Genomic DNA, 16,060 nt, shown 5'->3' with positions numbered 1-16,060 from the left:
GCTCAGCGTGAAAGCCCAACGGACGGCGGATCTCGACAAACGCCTGGACGAAGTCCTTTAGCGCAACTTCTCGACTGCGATGGCGAGACATGTCTTGAACGCGGATAAGTCCGTATAGAGCGCGTCACGAGCCGCGTCTCCGACGATGAGGACGCCGCCGCGCCGCTCGATCCCGGCGTGCAGCATGAGATTGTCGGCCAAGCCGAAATCCTCGACCGCAATCCCGTTCGGATCTCGCAGCCGACCTTCGGCATCATAGGCGACGGCGCCGCCATAAAGATCGCTCACCCGTCCGCTGTGATCGCGGGCCACATTCGTGTAGGCGAAGACAGGCTTGCCGCTTGCGCACATAAAGCCGAGTTCGAAAGCCGTCCCGGTATCGGCGGCAATGCCGCGAAACGGTGTCAGATTGGCGATGATGGCATCGGCCTCCATCATCATCTTCTCGTCCACCGCGTTTATCGCTGCCGCCCGCTCGCGCTTCGAGTTCGTCTGCGGGATTTCCAGATCACCGGGTGAGAGTGGGTGAAGTCCCGCCTCGCGGGCAAGCGCTGCCTTCCGGTCGAGCATTTCACGGGCGTTTGGAAGGAACACTTCAGGACCTGCGAGATAAATTTTTTTCGTCATAGATGAATTGCACCTTAAGGGGACGGGCTCGGAATACGTCCCTTCTGTAGAGGGAATGAAGATCACAATCCAGTGGACAAGAACCGCGCACGTGCAGCGCAGACGGATCGTCCGCCCGATCGTATGGGACCAAAGTCCCATGCTGGAACGAGCCCGCGCAGATGACGTTCAGCCATAGCCGAAGAGCTGAGGAGATGTCGATGCGCCGCGATTTTTGGGACCAGCCCGTTGAGGTCATCGTTGGGGATGGCGACCATCTTAAAAGTATCCGCAATAGCAGGGACGCGCTCGCATATCTGATGACCTGTTGGCCACCTGAGAAAGCGGCATCCTTCGCCGCCGCCAAGAAGATCTGCACGGACGCCATCCACGGGCAAGCCGATGCAACCGCAGCCGCATTGGCTTTCAAAGTCGCGGCCGAAGAAGCCGGCGTGCTCCGTTAGTTGCAACGAAATCGATCGGGCATGCCCCCCACCTTATAGAGGAGCGGGGGTTACCGCCAGGTACCGACAGAGGCTCCCGGGCAGGCAATACCAGAGTGACGAGGATCTGATTCGCCGCGCCGGCAATATCGCCACAACGATCTTCCATCCGGTCGGCACCTGTAAAATGGGCAGCGACACGATGGCGGTTGTTGATTCGCAATTGCGGGTGCGTGGGCTGGCGAAGCTGCGGGTCGTCGATGCCTCGATCATGCCGACCATCGTCTCGGGCAATACCAATTCGCCGGTGATCATGATTGCCGAGAAGGCGGCCGAGAGCATTCTATCCGAGGCGTAGAGAGCGCCTCGCGTCGGCCTGACGTGGATGCGTGAAGCATTCCTGCCGTCCCGGTACCCCAAAACGACACGCACAGACCTCGATTACCGTCGTCGCGGCCTATGGCGTTGCGACGAGCCCAACCCGCTCAACGCGGGTTGGGTGATCTTCGACTTTGAATCAGAGGGTTGAGACGTTCTCAGCCTTCGATTTTCCGGTCTTGCGATCCTGTCCGACGTCGAAGCTGACCTTGTCGCCTTCGCGGAGCGACCCGCCGCGCTGCAGAGCAGACACGTGCACGAACACGTCCTGTCCGCCATCCTCGGGGGTGATAAAGCCGAAGCCCTTGTCGTCATTGAAGAATTTAACCGTACCTGTCGGCATGAGATAACTATTCCTTGTGTCATTCGTCGATTTGCGAAAGCGAAACTATACCGCCGCCGCTCCTCTATCAACCTTCATACCGGTGACGCAACTTTAAAGGCGAAGAGGCAACAGTTTTGGCGAGGGTCAAACCGGCTCCTGACAGCCGATCGCCTGACGATCCGACCGTTTTTCATCGTCTCGATGGTGCGTCCGGAGGCATCGCCGAAATCTGTTTCTCGTTTGCGCCCGCGTCATCGACAGAATCAACGCAGGATTGCCGCCCGCGCGTGTAGAAAAGCATTGCCGATCGCCCATAACAGGTTGTAGATCGGTATCACACAATGGGATTGTGCAAGCCGGTCTGGATGACGCCAACTCCGCTCGTTGGTCATCGGCCGCTGTATGAAGCTTTACCGGCGCGCCGCGCTGTCATTTGAGGGGTCTGCGCCGTTGTCTTCGCTTGTTCTCCCCAGCCGCCCGCTTTCACTGGCGCGCAACGTCATCTCCACGCCGAACGCTTACTTCTGGTCAACGCCCACTATCCTGGCATTGGCCGTCTTTCTATTCGTCTCGGAAGCACCCGGTGTGATCCGCGATTTCCACATCAGCCAGAACCCTTTGGTGCTAGAGAATGGCGACGTGCAAAACGGGAAATGCACGACACGCAAGGCAGTCTTCACCGACTGCGAGGCACGCCTTGTCTACAGCTACGGCGGACGAAACTACGACACTGAGGTCGAGGTCATGTTCGTCGATTTCCATACCGGCGATTATGAAACCGATCTGGTGATTTCCGCCGACCATCCGGAACTCGCGACAATGAGCCTGGGTCTGGACATGCTCTGGAACAGGATCATCACGCTCACGCTGTTCGTGGTCCTGCTTGGCGGCATGAGCCTGGGCATGATTTTTCTTGGTATCCGCATTTGGCGGGTCAAGGGGCAATTGCGCCGGCCTGCCAGGCTGATCCCCGTCCCAGTCGAGATCAGTGCATTCGACCGCAAACGCGGCGTCCTTTCCATCACCTATAATGACAAGATCGCCGCCGACAAAACGGGACGATCGGCTTACACGCGGATGAAGAGCGGACAGGAGCCGCTGATTGTCGGTGAAGCCAATGGCAAGGCGATCGGAATGGCCGTCAGGCACGGCAATACGGCCCTGCCGGTGCTTCTGGACGATCGTCTGCAGCGGGTCGAGCTTACGGATGCCGAGCGCGCCGCGGCTCTTGCACCCCTGGGGCAGCAGCAAGACGGCGATCAGGCTGCGCCGGCGTTGATCGAAGAACCCAAAAAGACGGTATCGGTCTTGAGGCGGCTGCAGCTTTTCTTCGGGACGTTGCTTCTGATCGTCGTCGGTGTAGTCGGCTTCTGGCTTTGGTACGTCACGAGCTCGCCAACGCAATTCCAATCACCTGGCATGGACATCAACAACCTCATGCCGGCGCCGTTGAACGTGTGGGGATGCGAGCAGCTGAAGAAGCGGTTTGGCCAGGACCGCGCGCCGTTTGGTTGCACCGCCGCCGATTACACGAGCTGGAAATAGCCGGCGCCCTATCGTTTGATCGGAACGCCTGCTAGCAGCCTCGCGCGAAAATGCGGCGCCTCATCCCGGTCGTCGGGTGTAAAAGGTGTGCCACGCTTCGTTGTTGCGGCTCATGCGATATGAATCCCATTCAAGATCCAGGCCGGCCGCCTTGATGCGCAGCGCGAAGTCGTGGCGGCGCCAGTAGGTCATATGGTAGGCGCCGCTCGTCTCCCCGTCTCCATCCCGCATCGTCACCAGGAAGAGGCCTCCGGGGCGCAGCGCGGCGGCGATCTTTTCGAGGACGTGGCCGGTCTGGTCGCGAGGCACGTGGATGAGAACACAGAGAGCGATCGCCGCGTCATAAGGGCCGCCGAGGTCATCGGTGATGACATTGAGGAGCTCGCCCTCTTTGCCGCGCGCTGCCTGCAACTCGAGAAACCGTCGCGTGGCATCGGTTCGTCTTACCGAAACACCCCGTGTCTCGAGAAAATCCGCATCCCACCCAGGCCCTGACCCGATCTCAAGGACCCGGCCGCCCTTGCCGGCGGCGATGGCGAGCTGTCGCAGCGCGGCTTCCAGGCCCGGCGCGGGAAAGGGATTAACGATGCGGCTATAGTCATCGGCATCCCCTTCATAGGAATCGATCGTGCATTGGGTATCGGCCAAGGCGGTGGAAGAGATGTGCATTTTGACCTCCGATTGATGAAATCCCGGGCACCGCTCGGGGCGCCATATCATCATGCTCGACGTAAGGCCGCCTAAGCACATCAGGCAAAATGCCTAGGCCGTGAAAAAATGGAATGCGATGCGGGCTTCGAGAAAGCGGCGGATATCAGGACGACTTAGCCAGGACTCCTTGAAGCTCACATCTATGCCGGATCAACCATCCGGAGCCGATGCGCCATGGCGGCCGCAGCACCGCGGCTGGGGACGGCGAGTTTGCTCAAGATGTTGGAGACATGAACGCTCGCCGTTTTCGACGAGATGAACAGATTATCGGCGATCTCGCGATTGCTTTGTCCGGCGGCGACAAGCCTGAGCACCTCGAATTCCCGATCCGTCAGGCCAAGCGGCGCCTTCGGCGTGCTGCCCTCTTTCCCGCCTCGCAGATCAATGCGGGCCTTTGCGGCCAGCGTCTCGATCTGATTGGAAAGCAGGCGCGCGCCGATCGAATGGGCAAGATCCGCACCTCGCCCGAAATGGTCCGCACCCCTGGCGCGCTTGCCGGCATTCACCGCAGCGATCCCGGCCTGCATCAGGGCATATGCCTGCCGAAAGGGCTGGCTCAAATCAGCCCAGCTTTGGGCAACCGCTTCCCAGGCATCGAGGTCGGAAACCGTCGCGCGCGACATCTCGGCCGAGATAGTGAGCCTCTCGGCTTGCTCCACCACATTGCGGCACGGAGTCCGAGCGGCGAGGTCCGCGAGCTGCCGGGCGACATCTTTCCGGTTCGCGTCGATGGCGACACGCATGGCAGAGGCCAAGAGCGGCCAAGAGACGCCTCCTTGCTTCTCCAACTGGGTCGAAGCCGATCTTATCAGGATCGCAGATTGATCCATATCGCCCGCCAGCGCGGTGCTTTCGAGGTCGAGTCGCAAAAGATTGGCCGTCATGCGGCCCGTGACCTGGGGGCCGGGTGGCAGAGCGCGCAAGGCGCTTGCCGCTGCGGCAACGCGATCCGAATCCCCCAGGACCAGGGCGATCTCCGCCTGACATTCGAAAACATGAACCAGCCCCAGCGGCAGCGGATCCAATGCCGCCATCCGTTCGCATGTCTCAATGGCTTCGGAAACGCGGCCGACGGCGAGCAGGGCGCGGCACAAGGGCGAACCCACGATTGCCCCGATATACCGGGCCTGGCCGAATTCGACGGTCCGGGCAAAGATCGCCGGTCCGATGTCGATGATCTGAGCGTAGTCTCCTGTCTCGAGCAGGGCTTGAAGCAGGGCTGCGCCCGCCAGCACCTCGACCCGGCCGATGGATGCCTGACCGGCGCGCTTAGCCACGTTCCAGAAGGCGTCGATGCGAGAGTTGCCCGCGGCCATGTCCACGGACGCCGCGACGATCAGTGCCTCGATGCGGTATTCCTCGTCATCGAGCCTCTCCGACAGGTCCTTCAGTTCGTCGCCCAAGAGCCTGGCGCGATCGAATTCTCCCCGCAATATCAGAGCGCGGGAAAACTGCCCCAGTCCGTCCGCACGCAGCCTGGTTGGATCGACCGCGTGGTCAAGCGCTCGCTCAAGATCGGCGATCTCACCTGGGATCAGCGTGTGCTGACGCATCACCGCGCGCTGCAGAAGAAGGGCTGCCAGCTGTTCGCTGTCGCGCTCGGCATTCACTTCGGCGAGAGCACGTTCGACAAAAGCCAGCCCCTGTTCGGCTTCCGCTGCCCAGCAGGCCGCATCGGCAGCCAATTCCAACACCCTGCAATGATCTGCGCCGATCAGGTCAGCCGCATGATCCACGTCGGGCCAGGCTGCCAGCACGAGCTTCAGCATCTCCATCTGGTCTGCATAGGCGAAGGTGGCGGCGGCTTCTACGGCGGATTGCCACGCCCATCGCAGGCAAGGTTCGGCCTGGCCGGCGCCGTGCCAGTGGCGGGCGAGCGCAACGGAATGCCAAACCCGGTAGCTCGGAAGCGGGCCGCGTTCGAGCACTTCGGCATAGGCGCGATGGATGGCCATCCTTTCGCCGGCAATCAGGTCACCCCGCACCGCTTCGTGGATCAGCGCATGGCGGAACGCATATCCGTCGCCATCCGGCACCAGGATCCCTGCCAAAATCGCAGGCCGCAGCAATTCTGCCAGTTCGATGTCGGACTTCTCAGTCACGCTGCGAAGAAGCGCATGCGTGATATGCGGGCCGCCAAGCGCCATCACCTTCAAGAGTTCTGCCGTCGACGCCGGCATCTCCCTGACGCTTTTCAGCAGGTAGTCGTTGAGCGAGCCAGGAAATTCTGTACGCAAGTTTCCGCTCGCATCGATAAGCGCCTCCGTGAAAAGCGGGATCCCGCAGCAACGCGCATGGACCTCATTGATGACGGCCGGTGTCGGCGGGCGCCCGAGCAGCCCCTCGAGCTGCGCGGCGACTTCGGCGCGCTTCAGGCGGGGAAGCTTCAACACCTCGGCAGCCTCGGACAGCGAGAGGTCCGCGATGGTCGTTCGCAGTGCGTTGCTGCCGCTGGTCTCCTCAGGTCGGTAGGTGACGATCAGCATCATCCGACTTTTCTTCAGCCGCGTCGTGAGGAAACGAAGCAGATCGCAAGTGGCCTGGTCGGCCCAGTGAATGTCTTCGACGACCACGACGAGCGGCATTTCCCGGGCGAGCTCTTCGAACAACTTCCTCAACGCCTCGAACAGCCTCGCTCTTGCGATGCCCGCATCAAACCGTTCAGAGGTTTCGCCGAATTCGGGAAGAAGCCAAGCCAGCTCGCGCGCACTCGCGGCGCCGACAAGCGACCGGACCGCCGTCCCGCCGCGCAGTTGAACCAGTTCATGCAGCACGGCGGTGACCGGCGCATAGGGCAATGCCGATTCTCGCTGCTCGATGCAGCCGCCCTTCAGGATCAACGCACGGCCTGACAGTCGGTCGGCAAACTCCTCGACCAGCCGGCTCTTGCCACCGCCTGCTTCCGCCCCGAGAAGAATGGAGCGTTGCCGGCCGCCGGAGACGTCCCGGAACGCGGATTCCATCGCATCGAGTTCTGCTGCACGGCCTGAGAACAGGGACTTTTTGAGGGATGTCGACACAAAGTCCTCCGATAGGTGAAGCTCAAGATTAGCAGAGATGGAAGCGTAGTCATCCCATGCATGTTTTGAACCTGTCCTAGGCAAAATGCCTGATGCGGCGCTCCTGCCTTAGCCCCAACATGGGGATGCCTGCTAATACCAGGAGCCAAGGCTTCGCCGCTTCACCCGATACACATAAAGGACGCTTCAAGTGACTGAACGCAATATCAAATTTGACGACGTCGAGATCGCCGCACAGGCCTTTGGCGACCCGGCGCATGAGCCGATCCTGTTGATCATGGGCGCGATGGCGTCGATGCTGTGGTGGCCGGACGAATTCTGCCAAAAGCTCGCCGCTCGGAAATTTTATGTCATTCGCTATGACAATCGAGACACCGGCCGTTCGACGATCTACGAGCCGGGGGAGCCGCCTTACACGATGGACGATATGGCTGCGGACGCCGTCAGGATACTCGATGGCTACGGCATTGACCGCGTCAATCTGATCGGAATGTCGTTGGGTGGCACGATTGCCCAGATCGCAGCGCTCTCCCATCCTGAACGCGTCAAGACGCTGACGCTGATGTCCACCACGCCGATGGGTATTGATACAAGCGCCCTGCCGCACACCACTGACGCTTACATGGCGCACGCCTCGATGGGCGAGACCGTCGACTGGACAGACAATGCCCAGGTGATCGAATTCCTTGTCAAAGACACCCGGATGATCGCCGGCGCGGCGCACTCCTATGACGAAGGGCGGGCGCGCGCCTTTGTCGAACGGGATGTCAGGCGGGCGAAAAACTTCGTCAGTGCCACCAATCATTTCATGCTGAGGGGCGGGCAGACCCTGAAAGGAAAATTGACAGAACTGGCCGCGCCCCTCCTTGTCATACATGGAACGGCGGACCCGATTTATCCGGTTGAGCATGGCGAACTGCTGGCACGAACCGTCAAGGGAGCGAATTTTGTCCGGCTCGAAGGCGGGGGCCACGAAATTCATCCCAATGATTGGGAAGAGATCATTTCCGCTATCGACGCCCACTTGCGGTGACCGGCGAAGCAGCAGGGCGTGCCGATCGACGGCTACGCCCTGCCATACATTCGGCTCGCCCGCAGCAAGCGTTGCGAATAGGGATGTTCGACGGCGCCTCGGCGCAGAGCCTCGATATCGACCTGTTCGACGATCTCGCCTGCCTCCATGATGGCGACGCGGCTGCACATGTGGGAGACGACGGCGAGATCGTGGCTGACAAGGAGGTAGGTGAGACCGCGCTCGGTGCGCAGATCCTGCAGCAGATTGAGGATCTCGGCCTGGACAGAGACATCGAGCGCCGACGTCGGTTCGTCGAGAAGTAGAACATCGGGGTTCAGCATCAGGGCTCGGGCGATCGCCACACGCTGGCGCTGCCCGCCGGAGAGCTGATGCGGAAATCTGTAGCTCAGCGCCGGATCGAGGCCGACCGATCTGAGGACAGCGTTGACGTCGACGGAATTCGCCTCCAGCCCCTGGTTGCGCAGCGGTTCCTTCAGCTGCGAGCGGATGGTCTTGCGGGGATGGAGAGATCCGTAGGGGTCCTGAAACACCATCTGCACCTGGCGATAGAACGGCCGGCTGCGCTGCCGGTCCAGCGTCTCGCCCTGAAGTTCGATGTTACCGTCATAATTGGCATTGAGGCCGGAGAGGGCTCTGAGAACCGTGGACTTGCCGCAGCCGGATTCGCCGACCAGGCCGAACGCCGTCCCCCTCTCGACGTTAAGGTTCACATCTCTGACAACGGGCCGCTGGCCGTGTCCGAAACGGATGGTGAGATTGTCGATCCGGATCATGGCCGCACCTCCACTGCGAGGTCGTCAAGCCAGGCCGGATCGCGCTTCAGGATCGGCAGCCGGGCAGGGGGATTGTCGATCGTCGGCAGGGATGCCAGCAGCCCCTGCGTATAAGGGTGTTTCGCCCTGTCGAGATCGCGCGCCTCCAGCACTTCCACGACGCGGCCGGCATACATGATGAGGACGCGGTCGCAGAAATTCCGGATCAGATTGAGATCGTGGCTGATGAAGATCAGTCCGAGATTGCGGCGTGAAACGAGTTCGTCGAGCAGCGCCAGGATTTCGAGCCTGACCGTGACGTCGAGCGCCGAGGTCGGCTCGTCGGCGATCAGCACCTCGGGTTCGGCGATCAGCATCATGGCGATCATCACGCGCTGGCCCATCCCGCCCGATATTTCGTGGGGATAAAGACGAGCGACGCGCTCGGGATCGCGGATCTGGACGGCTTCGAGCATCTCGAGCGCCTGTTGGTAGGTCTGCTTCGCGCCCGCCTTCGGATGATGGAAACGGTAGGTCTCGGCGATCTGTTCACCGATCCGCATCACAGGATTGAGCGAATATTTCGGGTCCTGCAGGATTAGCCCGATCCGCCGTCCCCGGATCGTCATCATCTTTGGTTCGTCGGCCTTGAGAATGTCGACGTCGCGAAAGGCCATCCGCTCGGCACGAACGATCGCGGTCGGCGGCAGCAGCTTCATGATTGCGCGGCCGACGGTGGATTTGCCCGATCCGGACTCACCGACGATGCCGAGTTTTTCCTGTCCGAGCGTAAAGCTCACGCCGCGCACCGCGCGCATGTGGCCACCGCCATAGGCGATTTCGAGATTGCGGATATCGATGAGCGGCTCTGTCATTCCGAACCTCTCGGGTCGAGCACGTCGCGCAGCGCATCGCCGACGAGATTGAAGGCGAGGCTGACGAGCGCGATGGCGATGCCGGGCGCGGCGATTACCCAGGGGCTGTCGAGCATGAACTCGCGGCCGCTGGCGGCCATCGAGCCCCATTCCGGCCAGGGCGGCTGCGCGCCGAGGCCGAGGAAGCCGAGACCGGCGGCAGTGATGATGATACCGGCCATATTGAGGGTGACGCGGACGATGACCGAGGGAATGCACATCGGCAGGATGTGGCGGGTGATGATCGCAAGCGATGTCGCGCCCTGCAGGCGCACGGCGGCGATATAATCCGCCTTGCGCAGGCTGAGTGTTTCGGCGCGCGCCAACCGCGCGATCGGCGGCCAGGCCGTCAGCGAAATGGCGATGATCGCGTTGGTGATGCCGGGCCCGAGGGCGGCGGCAAAGCCGAGCGCCAGCACCAGGCCTGGGAAGGAGAGGAAGATATCGGTGATGCGCATCAGGATCTCATCGACGATGCCGCCGAAATAGCCGGAGACGGTGCCGATCAGCAGGCCGAGCGGTGCGACGATGATCGTCACCAGCATGATGATGTAGAGCGTCGTGCGGGCGCCGTAGATCACCCGCGCAAAGACGTCGCGGCCGAAATTGTCGGTGCCGAGAAGATGGGCAGCAGAGGGCGGCGCGAGCCGCCCGGCCATATCCTGCACGATCGGATCGTAGCTGGTGAGCAAGGGGGCGGCCGTCGCCACGACGATCAACAGCACGATGACGGCAAGGCCGGCGAGCCCAAGCGGATGCAGGCTGAATTTCAGCCAGCCCTGATGGATTTGCTGCGCCGACGACTGGAACCAACCCTGAGGCTCATCGGCCCGCAACCAACTGCGAAAGCCGAGGGTGTGGGCGTCTGCATCTTCTGAGGAGATCGTCATGGCGTCACCGTGTTCTCGGATCAAGGATGCGGTAGAGCACATCCGACAGGATGTTGATCGTCAGGAAGACGGCGCCGATCGTCAGAACCGAACCCATGACGACGTTCATATCGTTCATCTGCAGCCCGCGGGTGAGATACTGGCCGAGCCCCGGCCAGCCGAAAACCGTCTCGATCAGCACCGCGCCCTCGAGCAACCCGCCGAAGGTCAGCGCCAGGATCGTCAGGAGTTGCACGCGAATGTTCCGGAAGGCATGGCGCCAGACGACCTTGCGGGTGCCGAGCCCCTTTGCCCGCGCGGTGATGATGTATTCCTGGCTCAGCTGTTCCAGCATGAAGCTTCGCGACATGCGGCTGATATAGGCGACGGAGTAGTAACCGAGGATCGACGCCGGCAGGATGATGTGGCCGAGCGCGTTGTAAAACACGTCCCATTGCTGCTGTATCGCCGCGTCGATCAGCAGAAAGCCGGTCATCGGAGTGACGAGGCCTTCATAGAAGACGTCGATCCGGCCTGATGCGCCGACCAACTTGAGCTTGCCATAGAAGAGGAAGAGCGCCATCAGCCCGGTCCAGAAGATCGGGATGGAGTGGCCGGCAAGGGCGACGATCCGGGCGATGTGATCGATGATGGTTCCGCGCCTGACGGCAGCCGTGACGCCTAGGGGAATGCCGATAATGGCGCCGATGATCATGGCGATGATCGCAAGCTCGATTGTGGCGGGAAAGATCGTCATCAGATCGGTGAGGATCGGCTGGCCCGTCGTCGCCGACGTGCCAAGATTGCCGGTGGCGATCTTTCCGACATAGGAGAGGAACTGCATCCAGATCGGCTGTCCGAGCCCCAGCTCGTTATAAACCCGATCATAAACTTCCTTGCTGACCTCCGGCCCGGTGATTGCGAGTACCGGATCGGCAGGCAGCAGGCGGCCCATCGAGAAGGTCAGAAAAAGCAGACCGAGCAGCGTGGTGACAACAGCCACCACGCGTCCCGCCAGGCGCCGCAGCAGGCTCATCAAGGGGTGCGGGGCCGCATCGGCGAACCCGCCCGCCTGAGAGCGGCGGCTCTCCTGCTTCGATGTCAGATCGGCGCTTACCACGCGCTCTACTCCTTGGTCACGTCGTGCCAGCGCGTCGACCATGTCGTGTGTCCGTGATAATTCTTGACGTTGGCGCGCATGACATAGGGGTCGGTTCGCTGGAAGAAGATGACGAGCGGGGCGGCCATACCGGCATAGATGCCGTCCATCTTCTTGAAAATATCCGTGCGCTTGGCCGTATCGCGCTCTTTCATCGATTGATCGATGAGAGTGTTGAGGTCGTCCACCTTCATGCCCGTGCGCCAGAGATAATAGCTGCCGAGGCGCGCCTCGTCGCTATTGTCGGGGTTGAAGGCATATTGCGTGGCGACGGCGAAGGGGTCCGGCAGGCGGGCGCCGGAATTGCCGAGCAGCACTTCGAACTTGCGTTCGCGGAAGGCGGGCGTGAACTCTCCGGGCACCAGATCGAGATCGAGGCCGGCGGCCCGCGCGCTCGCCTGCAGCGCTTCGGCGAAGGGCAGGGTCGCTGCCCCCGACGGATTGAGCACCTTCTTCAAGCCGTTCGGATATCCAGCTTCCGCCAGCAGCTGCTTGGCTTTGGCGGGATCGTAATCATAGCGGGCGGCAGCCTCGTCGGGCGCGCCGATCATGCCGCGCGGGATCATCGACTGCCAGGGAAAGCCCGTATAGCGCATGATGTTGCCGGAGATCGCCTTCCAGTCGAAGGCGTGCTGGAAGGCCTCGCGAACCTTCGGCTTCTGCAGATCCGGGTCTTTCTGGTTGAGGGCGATATAATAGAAGCCGAGACCCGGGACATTGTCGATGACCATATCCTTGTTGGTGGACAGCGCATCGAGATCGCCGCTGGCCACATACTGGCCGACATCGACGTCACCGGCTTCGAGCTGCAGCCTGAGATTGCCGGATTCGGGGATGTGGCGGGCAACGACGCGGGCCATGGCCGGCTTGCCGCCCCAATATTTCGGCTGCGCATTGAAGATCGCCACGTCGTTCGGCCGCCATTGCGCCAGGCTGAATGGTCCGCTGCCGGCGGAATTGGCCGAAAGCCAGGCGCCGCCGAAATCGCCGTTCGCCTCATGCGACAGCACCGTCTTCTTGTCGACGATGCCGATCGACGAGCCGGCCAGCGAATAAAGCACCAGATCAGTATTCACCGACTGCGGCAGCTCGATTTCGAGCGTATGCTCGTCCTTTGCCCGAACGAGTTTTTCGACGTTATCGGGCTTGAAGCCCCAAAGCGCCACGTCGGTGGAGCCGACCTGGCCCATCTTGATGACGCGCTGGATCGACCAGGCCGCATCCTCGGCGGTCACCTTGTTGCCGCTCTGGAAGACGGCGTCGTCGCGCAGGGTGAGCGTGATGATCTTGCCGTCGTCCGAGACGCTCCATTGCTTCGCAAGCATCGGCTTCAGCGTCTTGAGATCGTCCGGCGACAGCTGCACCAGGTTGTCGTAGAGGTTCGAGATCAGCTCGGAAACGGTGCGGGCATTGTTCTGGGCCGGATCGAGCGTGCGGATACCGGTGAGATTGGTGCCGATGACCAGCATATTGGGCGGCGAGGCAGCCCAGGCAGGCTGCGTCGTCATCAGGGCGCCGGTAATTGCGATCGTTGTCAGTAGCTGTTTCAGCATCTCTAGACCTCCCAATCCTGTTGTTTGCGGAAATAGTGTCGAACTCAGCCGGCCGCCTTGGCGGACTGCTGCCGGTCCGGATCAGTTTGAATACTGCCCTCGGCCTCCCAGCCTCGAAGCAGCCGATGAAGTTCCTCGCGATCATGCTGGTCGAGCAGCGGTAACCCCGGCACGCGCACGGGGCCGACATCGAGGCCGGAATAGGTGACGGCCTCTTTCACGACGGTCACATTGGCGCCGTTGCGGAATTTGGTTCGCATCCGCTCGAACGGCTCGAGCGTGTTGACGATCGCCCGTGCCGCGGCAAAGTCGCCCTTTTCGAGCGCGGCGTGGACGGCAAGCGAAAGCTGCGGCGCAACGTTGACGAGGCCCGAGGTGAAGCCGCGCGCCCCGGCTGCGGTAAATGTCGGCGCCCAGCTCTCGGCCAGGCCGCAGACGAACAGCGCACCATCGGGATCGGCCGCCGGGATCGCGCGCGACAAGAGCATCAGATCGGTCGTGGCAAACTTGATGCCGGCGATGTTGCCGTGATTGGCGAGGCGGACGATATCGTCGACACCGAAACCCTCGGCCCTGACATAGGCGACGAGCGGCAGGGTGGACGCATCGGCAAGATTGCAGAAATAGCCGATCTGGGCCGAAGGTGCTGCGAAAGGATCGACGGGCTGATGCGACATGACGGCGGTTGCGCCGATCGCGGCCGCATCCCTCGCCATGCCGATCGCCTCGCGCAGCGACCGTCCGACCGCCGCCGTCACCGGCCCGCGGCCGTTGACGCCTGATACCGCCGCTTCGTGGACGATCCGGATCTCCTGCGGCGTCAGCGCGTAGAATTCCCCGGTATTGCCGGCAGCGACGATGTTGTGAATGCCGGCAGCCGCCACCCGCGCATAGACCTTGGCCGTAATCCGCGGTTCGACTTCGCCTTTGCCGTCATAGGCCGTGACGGGAACACCCGAAACGCCCGTGAGCGCCTTGCGCATGATCGCGATGCTCATTTTTCTTCCCCGTTCGCTTTCAAGATGATTGGTTGCCGAAGCGGAAGGGCGGCAGCCCCTCTGCATCCACGTCGAAGGCGATGACCGTGCCCGCCTCGAACTGCCCGGTGCGGTCCGTCGACAGGCTGGTGACGAAGAGGGTGCTGAGATCAGGCCCTCCGAAACACGGCATGGTCGGTGCCGGGACCGGCAGAATGTAGATCTCGACGATTTCGCCTTCGCTCGATATGCGGTTAAGGCGGCCGGCCGAGACGCCGGCGCTCCAGTAAAATCCGTCGCGATCGGTCGTCGCCCCGTCCGGCCGCCCTTCATCTTCGGTGAAGCTGCGAAGCCGACGTCCTTCGCCGAGACTGCCCGTCTCGGGATCGAAGTCGAATGCCTGCAGGAAACATTGCCGGCTGTCGGAGTGGTACATCCGCCGCCCGTCCGGCGACCAGGCGAGACCGTTGGAGCTCGTCAGCCCCGTTGCAACGGTGCGCATGCTGCCATCGGCGCCGACGCGGAAAAGCGCTGCGTCATTGACCTGCGGCTTGGCTTCGCTGATCGAACCGACCCAGAAGTGCCCGTCGGGGCCGACCTTGCCGTCGTTCAGGCGACCATTGATATCGCGCCCGACCGGATCGCACAGAAACCCGATTTTTCCCGAGACAGGATCGAAGAGATGGACGCCCGTCTGGAGGCCGACGACGATCCTGTGATCGCGGCAAAGCCCGAGGCTGCCGATCGGCGCCGGCATGTCGAAGTGGTCGATCTTTCCTTGCGGGGAGACACGGACAACCGCCGGCGCCAGGATATCGACGAGCCACAGCGTGCCGGTCTCATCGTCCCATACCGGCGATTCACCGACCGTCAGCGGCTGCTGGATGACGGAACGGATTTGCGGGCGGATGATCCGAGGCGCCGTCATTCGGCCGCCTCGAGGCTCTTGGCCAAACCTTCGGCATCGCGCATGCGGATGGTGCCGTCGTGATTGATTTCGCAGAACCCGCCACCCTGGAACGCCAATGCAACCGGTCCTTCGGATCCCTGTTCGATGCGGGCGTGATCGCGCGGCCGGTCCTCTGGCCGGTAGCCGAGCCTTGTCGCCAGATCATTGTCCCACCATTTCTCGTCGGTATCGGAAACGCCGTAGACGACCGTCGCGGCGATCGACGGGTGGGACAGCCCAATCCGCACCAACTGCGCCAGATCCCGCGCGCTGATCCAGATCGCAATCGATCGTTCGCTGTTGGGATAGGTCCCGGCATTGCCGATGCGGATCGAAAGGGAGCGAATGCCCGACGTGTCGTAATAAAGCCCCGCCACCAGTTCGCCCCAGCATTTGGAAAGTCCATAGGGGCTGTCGGGACGCATCGGATCGAGCGGCGATATGATTTCGCCACGCGGATAGAAGCCGGTCGCATGATTGCTCGAGGCGTAGACGACCCGCTCGACCTTGTTGATCCGCGCCGCTTCGTAGAGATTGTAGGTTCCAAGCACATTGGCGTGCAGAATGGCGTTCATGTCGGTGCCGCTTGCGATACCCGCGAGATGAACGACGCCGTCGATATCCTTCAGCGCAGCTGTAGCCTCGTCGAGCTTTGTGAGATCGGCCCTGACAAAGGTCTCGTTGTCGCCAAGCCCGGCAGGCTCCTGCAGATCGATCAGGCTGACGTGCCCGAAATGTGCGCGGAGGAGCGGGCGCAGCAGCGTTCCGACACGCCCAGTAGCCCCCGTCAAAGCGATCCGTTTCATCGTTCTTCCTCCCATTC

General features: G+C 61.9%; 15 protein-coding genes and 1 pseudogene. 4 read left to right on the top strand and 12 right to left on the bottom strand.

Annotated features, from left to right (window positions below; genetic code table 11):
• Positions 1-57: 57 nt before the first annotated feature.
• Positions 58-627, bottom strand: coding sequence for a nucleoside 2-deoxyribosyltransferase (locus CO657_RS26515; protein ID WP_054186170.1), 570 nt, complete (start codon positions 625-627; stop codon positions 58-60).
• Positions 628-827: 200 nt separating this feature from the next.
• Between CO657_RS26515 and CO657_RS26510 the strand changes: the two genes are divergently transcribed.
• Entirely contained in the window at positions 828-1,070 is a 243-nt protein-coding gene (locus CO657_RS26510; RefSeq protein WP_054186169.1) for a DUF982 domain-containing protein, read from the top strand.
• Positions 1,067-1,407 (top strand): annotated as a pseudogene (locus CO657_RS26505) (GMC oxidoreductase); the annotation flags it as partial. The gene CO657_RS26510 and the pseudogene CO657_RS26505, both read left to right, overlap by 4 nt.
• Before the next feature lie 159 nt (positions 1,408-1,566).
• Here the strand turns inward: CO657_RS26505 and CO657_RS26500 are convergent.
• Positions 1,567-1,770 carry a cold-shock protein gene (locus CO657_RS26500; RefSeq protein ID WP_003572688.1) on the bottom strand — a complete coding sequence of 68 codons (204 nt, stop codon included), beginning with the start codon at positions 1,768-1,770 and terminating at the stop codon, positions 1,567-1,569.
• Between the two features lie 432 nt (positions 1,771-2,202).
• On the opposite strand from CO657_RS26500, the gene CO657_RS26495 reads away from it, so the two are divergent.
• Positions 2,203-3,297, top strand: a complete 1,095-nt coding sequence (locus tag CO657_RS26495) for a hypothetical protein (protein WP_054186174.1) — start codon at positions 2,203-2,205, stop codon at positions 3,295-3,297.
• A 60-nt stretch (positions 3,298-3,357) separates the two neighbouring features.
• On the opposite strand, the gene CO657_RS26490 is transcribed toward CO657_RS26495, so the two are convergent.
• Positions 3,358-3,966 carry a class I SAM-dependent DNA methyltransferase gene (locus CO657_RS26490; RefSeq protein ID WP_054186168.1) on the bottom strand — a complete coding sequence of 203 codons (609 nt, stop codon included), beginning with the start codon at positions 3,964-3,966 and terminating at the stop codon, positions 3,358-3,360.
• A 182-nt stretch (positions 3,967-4,148) separates the two neighbouring features.
• Positions 4,149-7,028, bottom strand: coding sequence for a helix-turn-helix transcriptional regulator (locus tag CO657_RS26485; protein WP_054186167.1), 2,880 nt, complete (start codon positions 7,026-7,028; stop codon positions 4,149-4,151).
• A gap of 190 nt (positions 7,029-7,218) precedes the next feature.
• Between CO657_RS26485 and CO657_RS26480 the strand changes: the two genes are divergently transcribed.
• Positions 7,219-8,061: an alpha/beta fold hydrolase gene (locus tag CO657_RS26480; RefSeq protein ID WP_054186166.1), complete on the top strand. Its 843-nt coding sequence runs from the start codon at positions 7,219-7,221 to the stop codon at positions 8,059-8,061.
• 32 nt (positions 8,062-8,093) lie between these two features.
• Here the strand turns inward: CO657_RS26480 and CO657_RS26475 are convergent, their stop codons facing one another.
• Genes CO657_RS26475 through CO657_RS26440 form a run of 8 tightly spaced genes read right to left on the bottom strand, consistent with a single transcriptional unit; the run spans position 8,094 to position 16,043 of the window.
• Positions 8,094-8,837: an ABC transporter ATP-binding protein gene (locus tag CO657_RS26475; RefSeq protein WP_054186165.1), complete on the bottom strand. Its 744-nt coding sequence runs from the start codon at positions 8,835-8,837 to the stop codon at positions 8,094-8,096.
• Positions 8,834-9,691, bottom strand: a complete 858-nt coding sequence (locus CO657_RS26470; protein ID WP_054186164.1) for an ABC transporter ATP-binding protein — start codon at positions 9,689-9,691, stop codon at positions 8,834-8,836. Before CO657_RS26470 ends, CO657_RS26475 begins: the two co-directional genes overlap by 4 nt.
• Positions 9,688-10,620, bottom strand: a complete 933-nt coding sequence (locus CO657_RS26465) for an ABC transporter permease (protein ID WP_054186163.1) — start codon at positions 10,618-10,620, stop codon at positions 9,688-9,690. The genes CO657_RS26470 and CO657_RS26465 overlap by 4 nt, the downstream gene beginning before the upstream one ends.
• Before the next feature lie 4 nt (positions 10,621-10,624).
• Complete coding sequence (locus tag CO657_RS26460; protein WP_054186162.1) at positions 10,625-11,719, bottom strand: ABC transporter permease; 1,095 nt, start codon at positions 11,717-11,719, stop codon at positions 10,625-10,627.
• Positions 11,720-11,724: 5 nt separating this feature from the next.
• Positions 11,725-13,311, bottom strand: coding sequence for an ABC transporter substrate-binding protein (locus CO657_RS26455; RefSeq protein ID WP_054186161.1), 1,587 nt, complete (start codon positions 13,309-13,311; stop codon positions 11,725-11,727).
• 44 nt (positions 13,312-13,355) lie between these two features.
• The gene (locus CO657_RS26450) at positions 13,356-14,309 is read right to left on the bottom strand and encodes a dihydrodipicolinate synthase family protein (RefSeq protein WP_054186160.1); all 954 of its coding nucleotides are present in this window, start codon (positions 14,307-14,309) and stop codon (positions 13,356-13,358) included.
• 19 nt (positions 14,310-14,328) lie between these two features.
• On the bottom strand, positions 14,329-15,216 hold the full coding sequence (locus CO657_RS26445) for an SMP-30/gluconolactonase/LRE family protein (protein ID WP_054186159.1): 888 nt from the start codon (positions 15,214-15,216) through the stop codon (positions 14,329-14,331).
• Positions 15,213-16,043, bottom strand: a complete 831-nt coding sequence (locus tag CO657_RS26440) for an NAD-dependent epimerase/dehydratase family protein (protein WP_054186158.1) — start codon at positions 16,041-16,043, stop codon at positions 15,213-15,215. The genes CO657_RS26445 and CO657_RS26440 overlap by 4 nt, the downstream gene beginning before the upstream one ends.
• Positions 16,044-16,060: the final 17 nt, after the last annotated feature.

The organism is Rhizobium acidisoli (assembly GCF_002531755.2).
Classification (GTDB): Bacteria; Pseudomonadota; Alphaproteobacteria; order Rhizobiales; family Rhizobiaceae; genus Rhizobium; species Rhizobium acidisoli.
The sequence above is the reverse complement of the archived record's forward strand: the minus strand, read 5'-3'. Positions and strand labels throughout refer to the sequence as shown.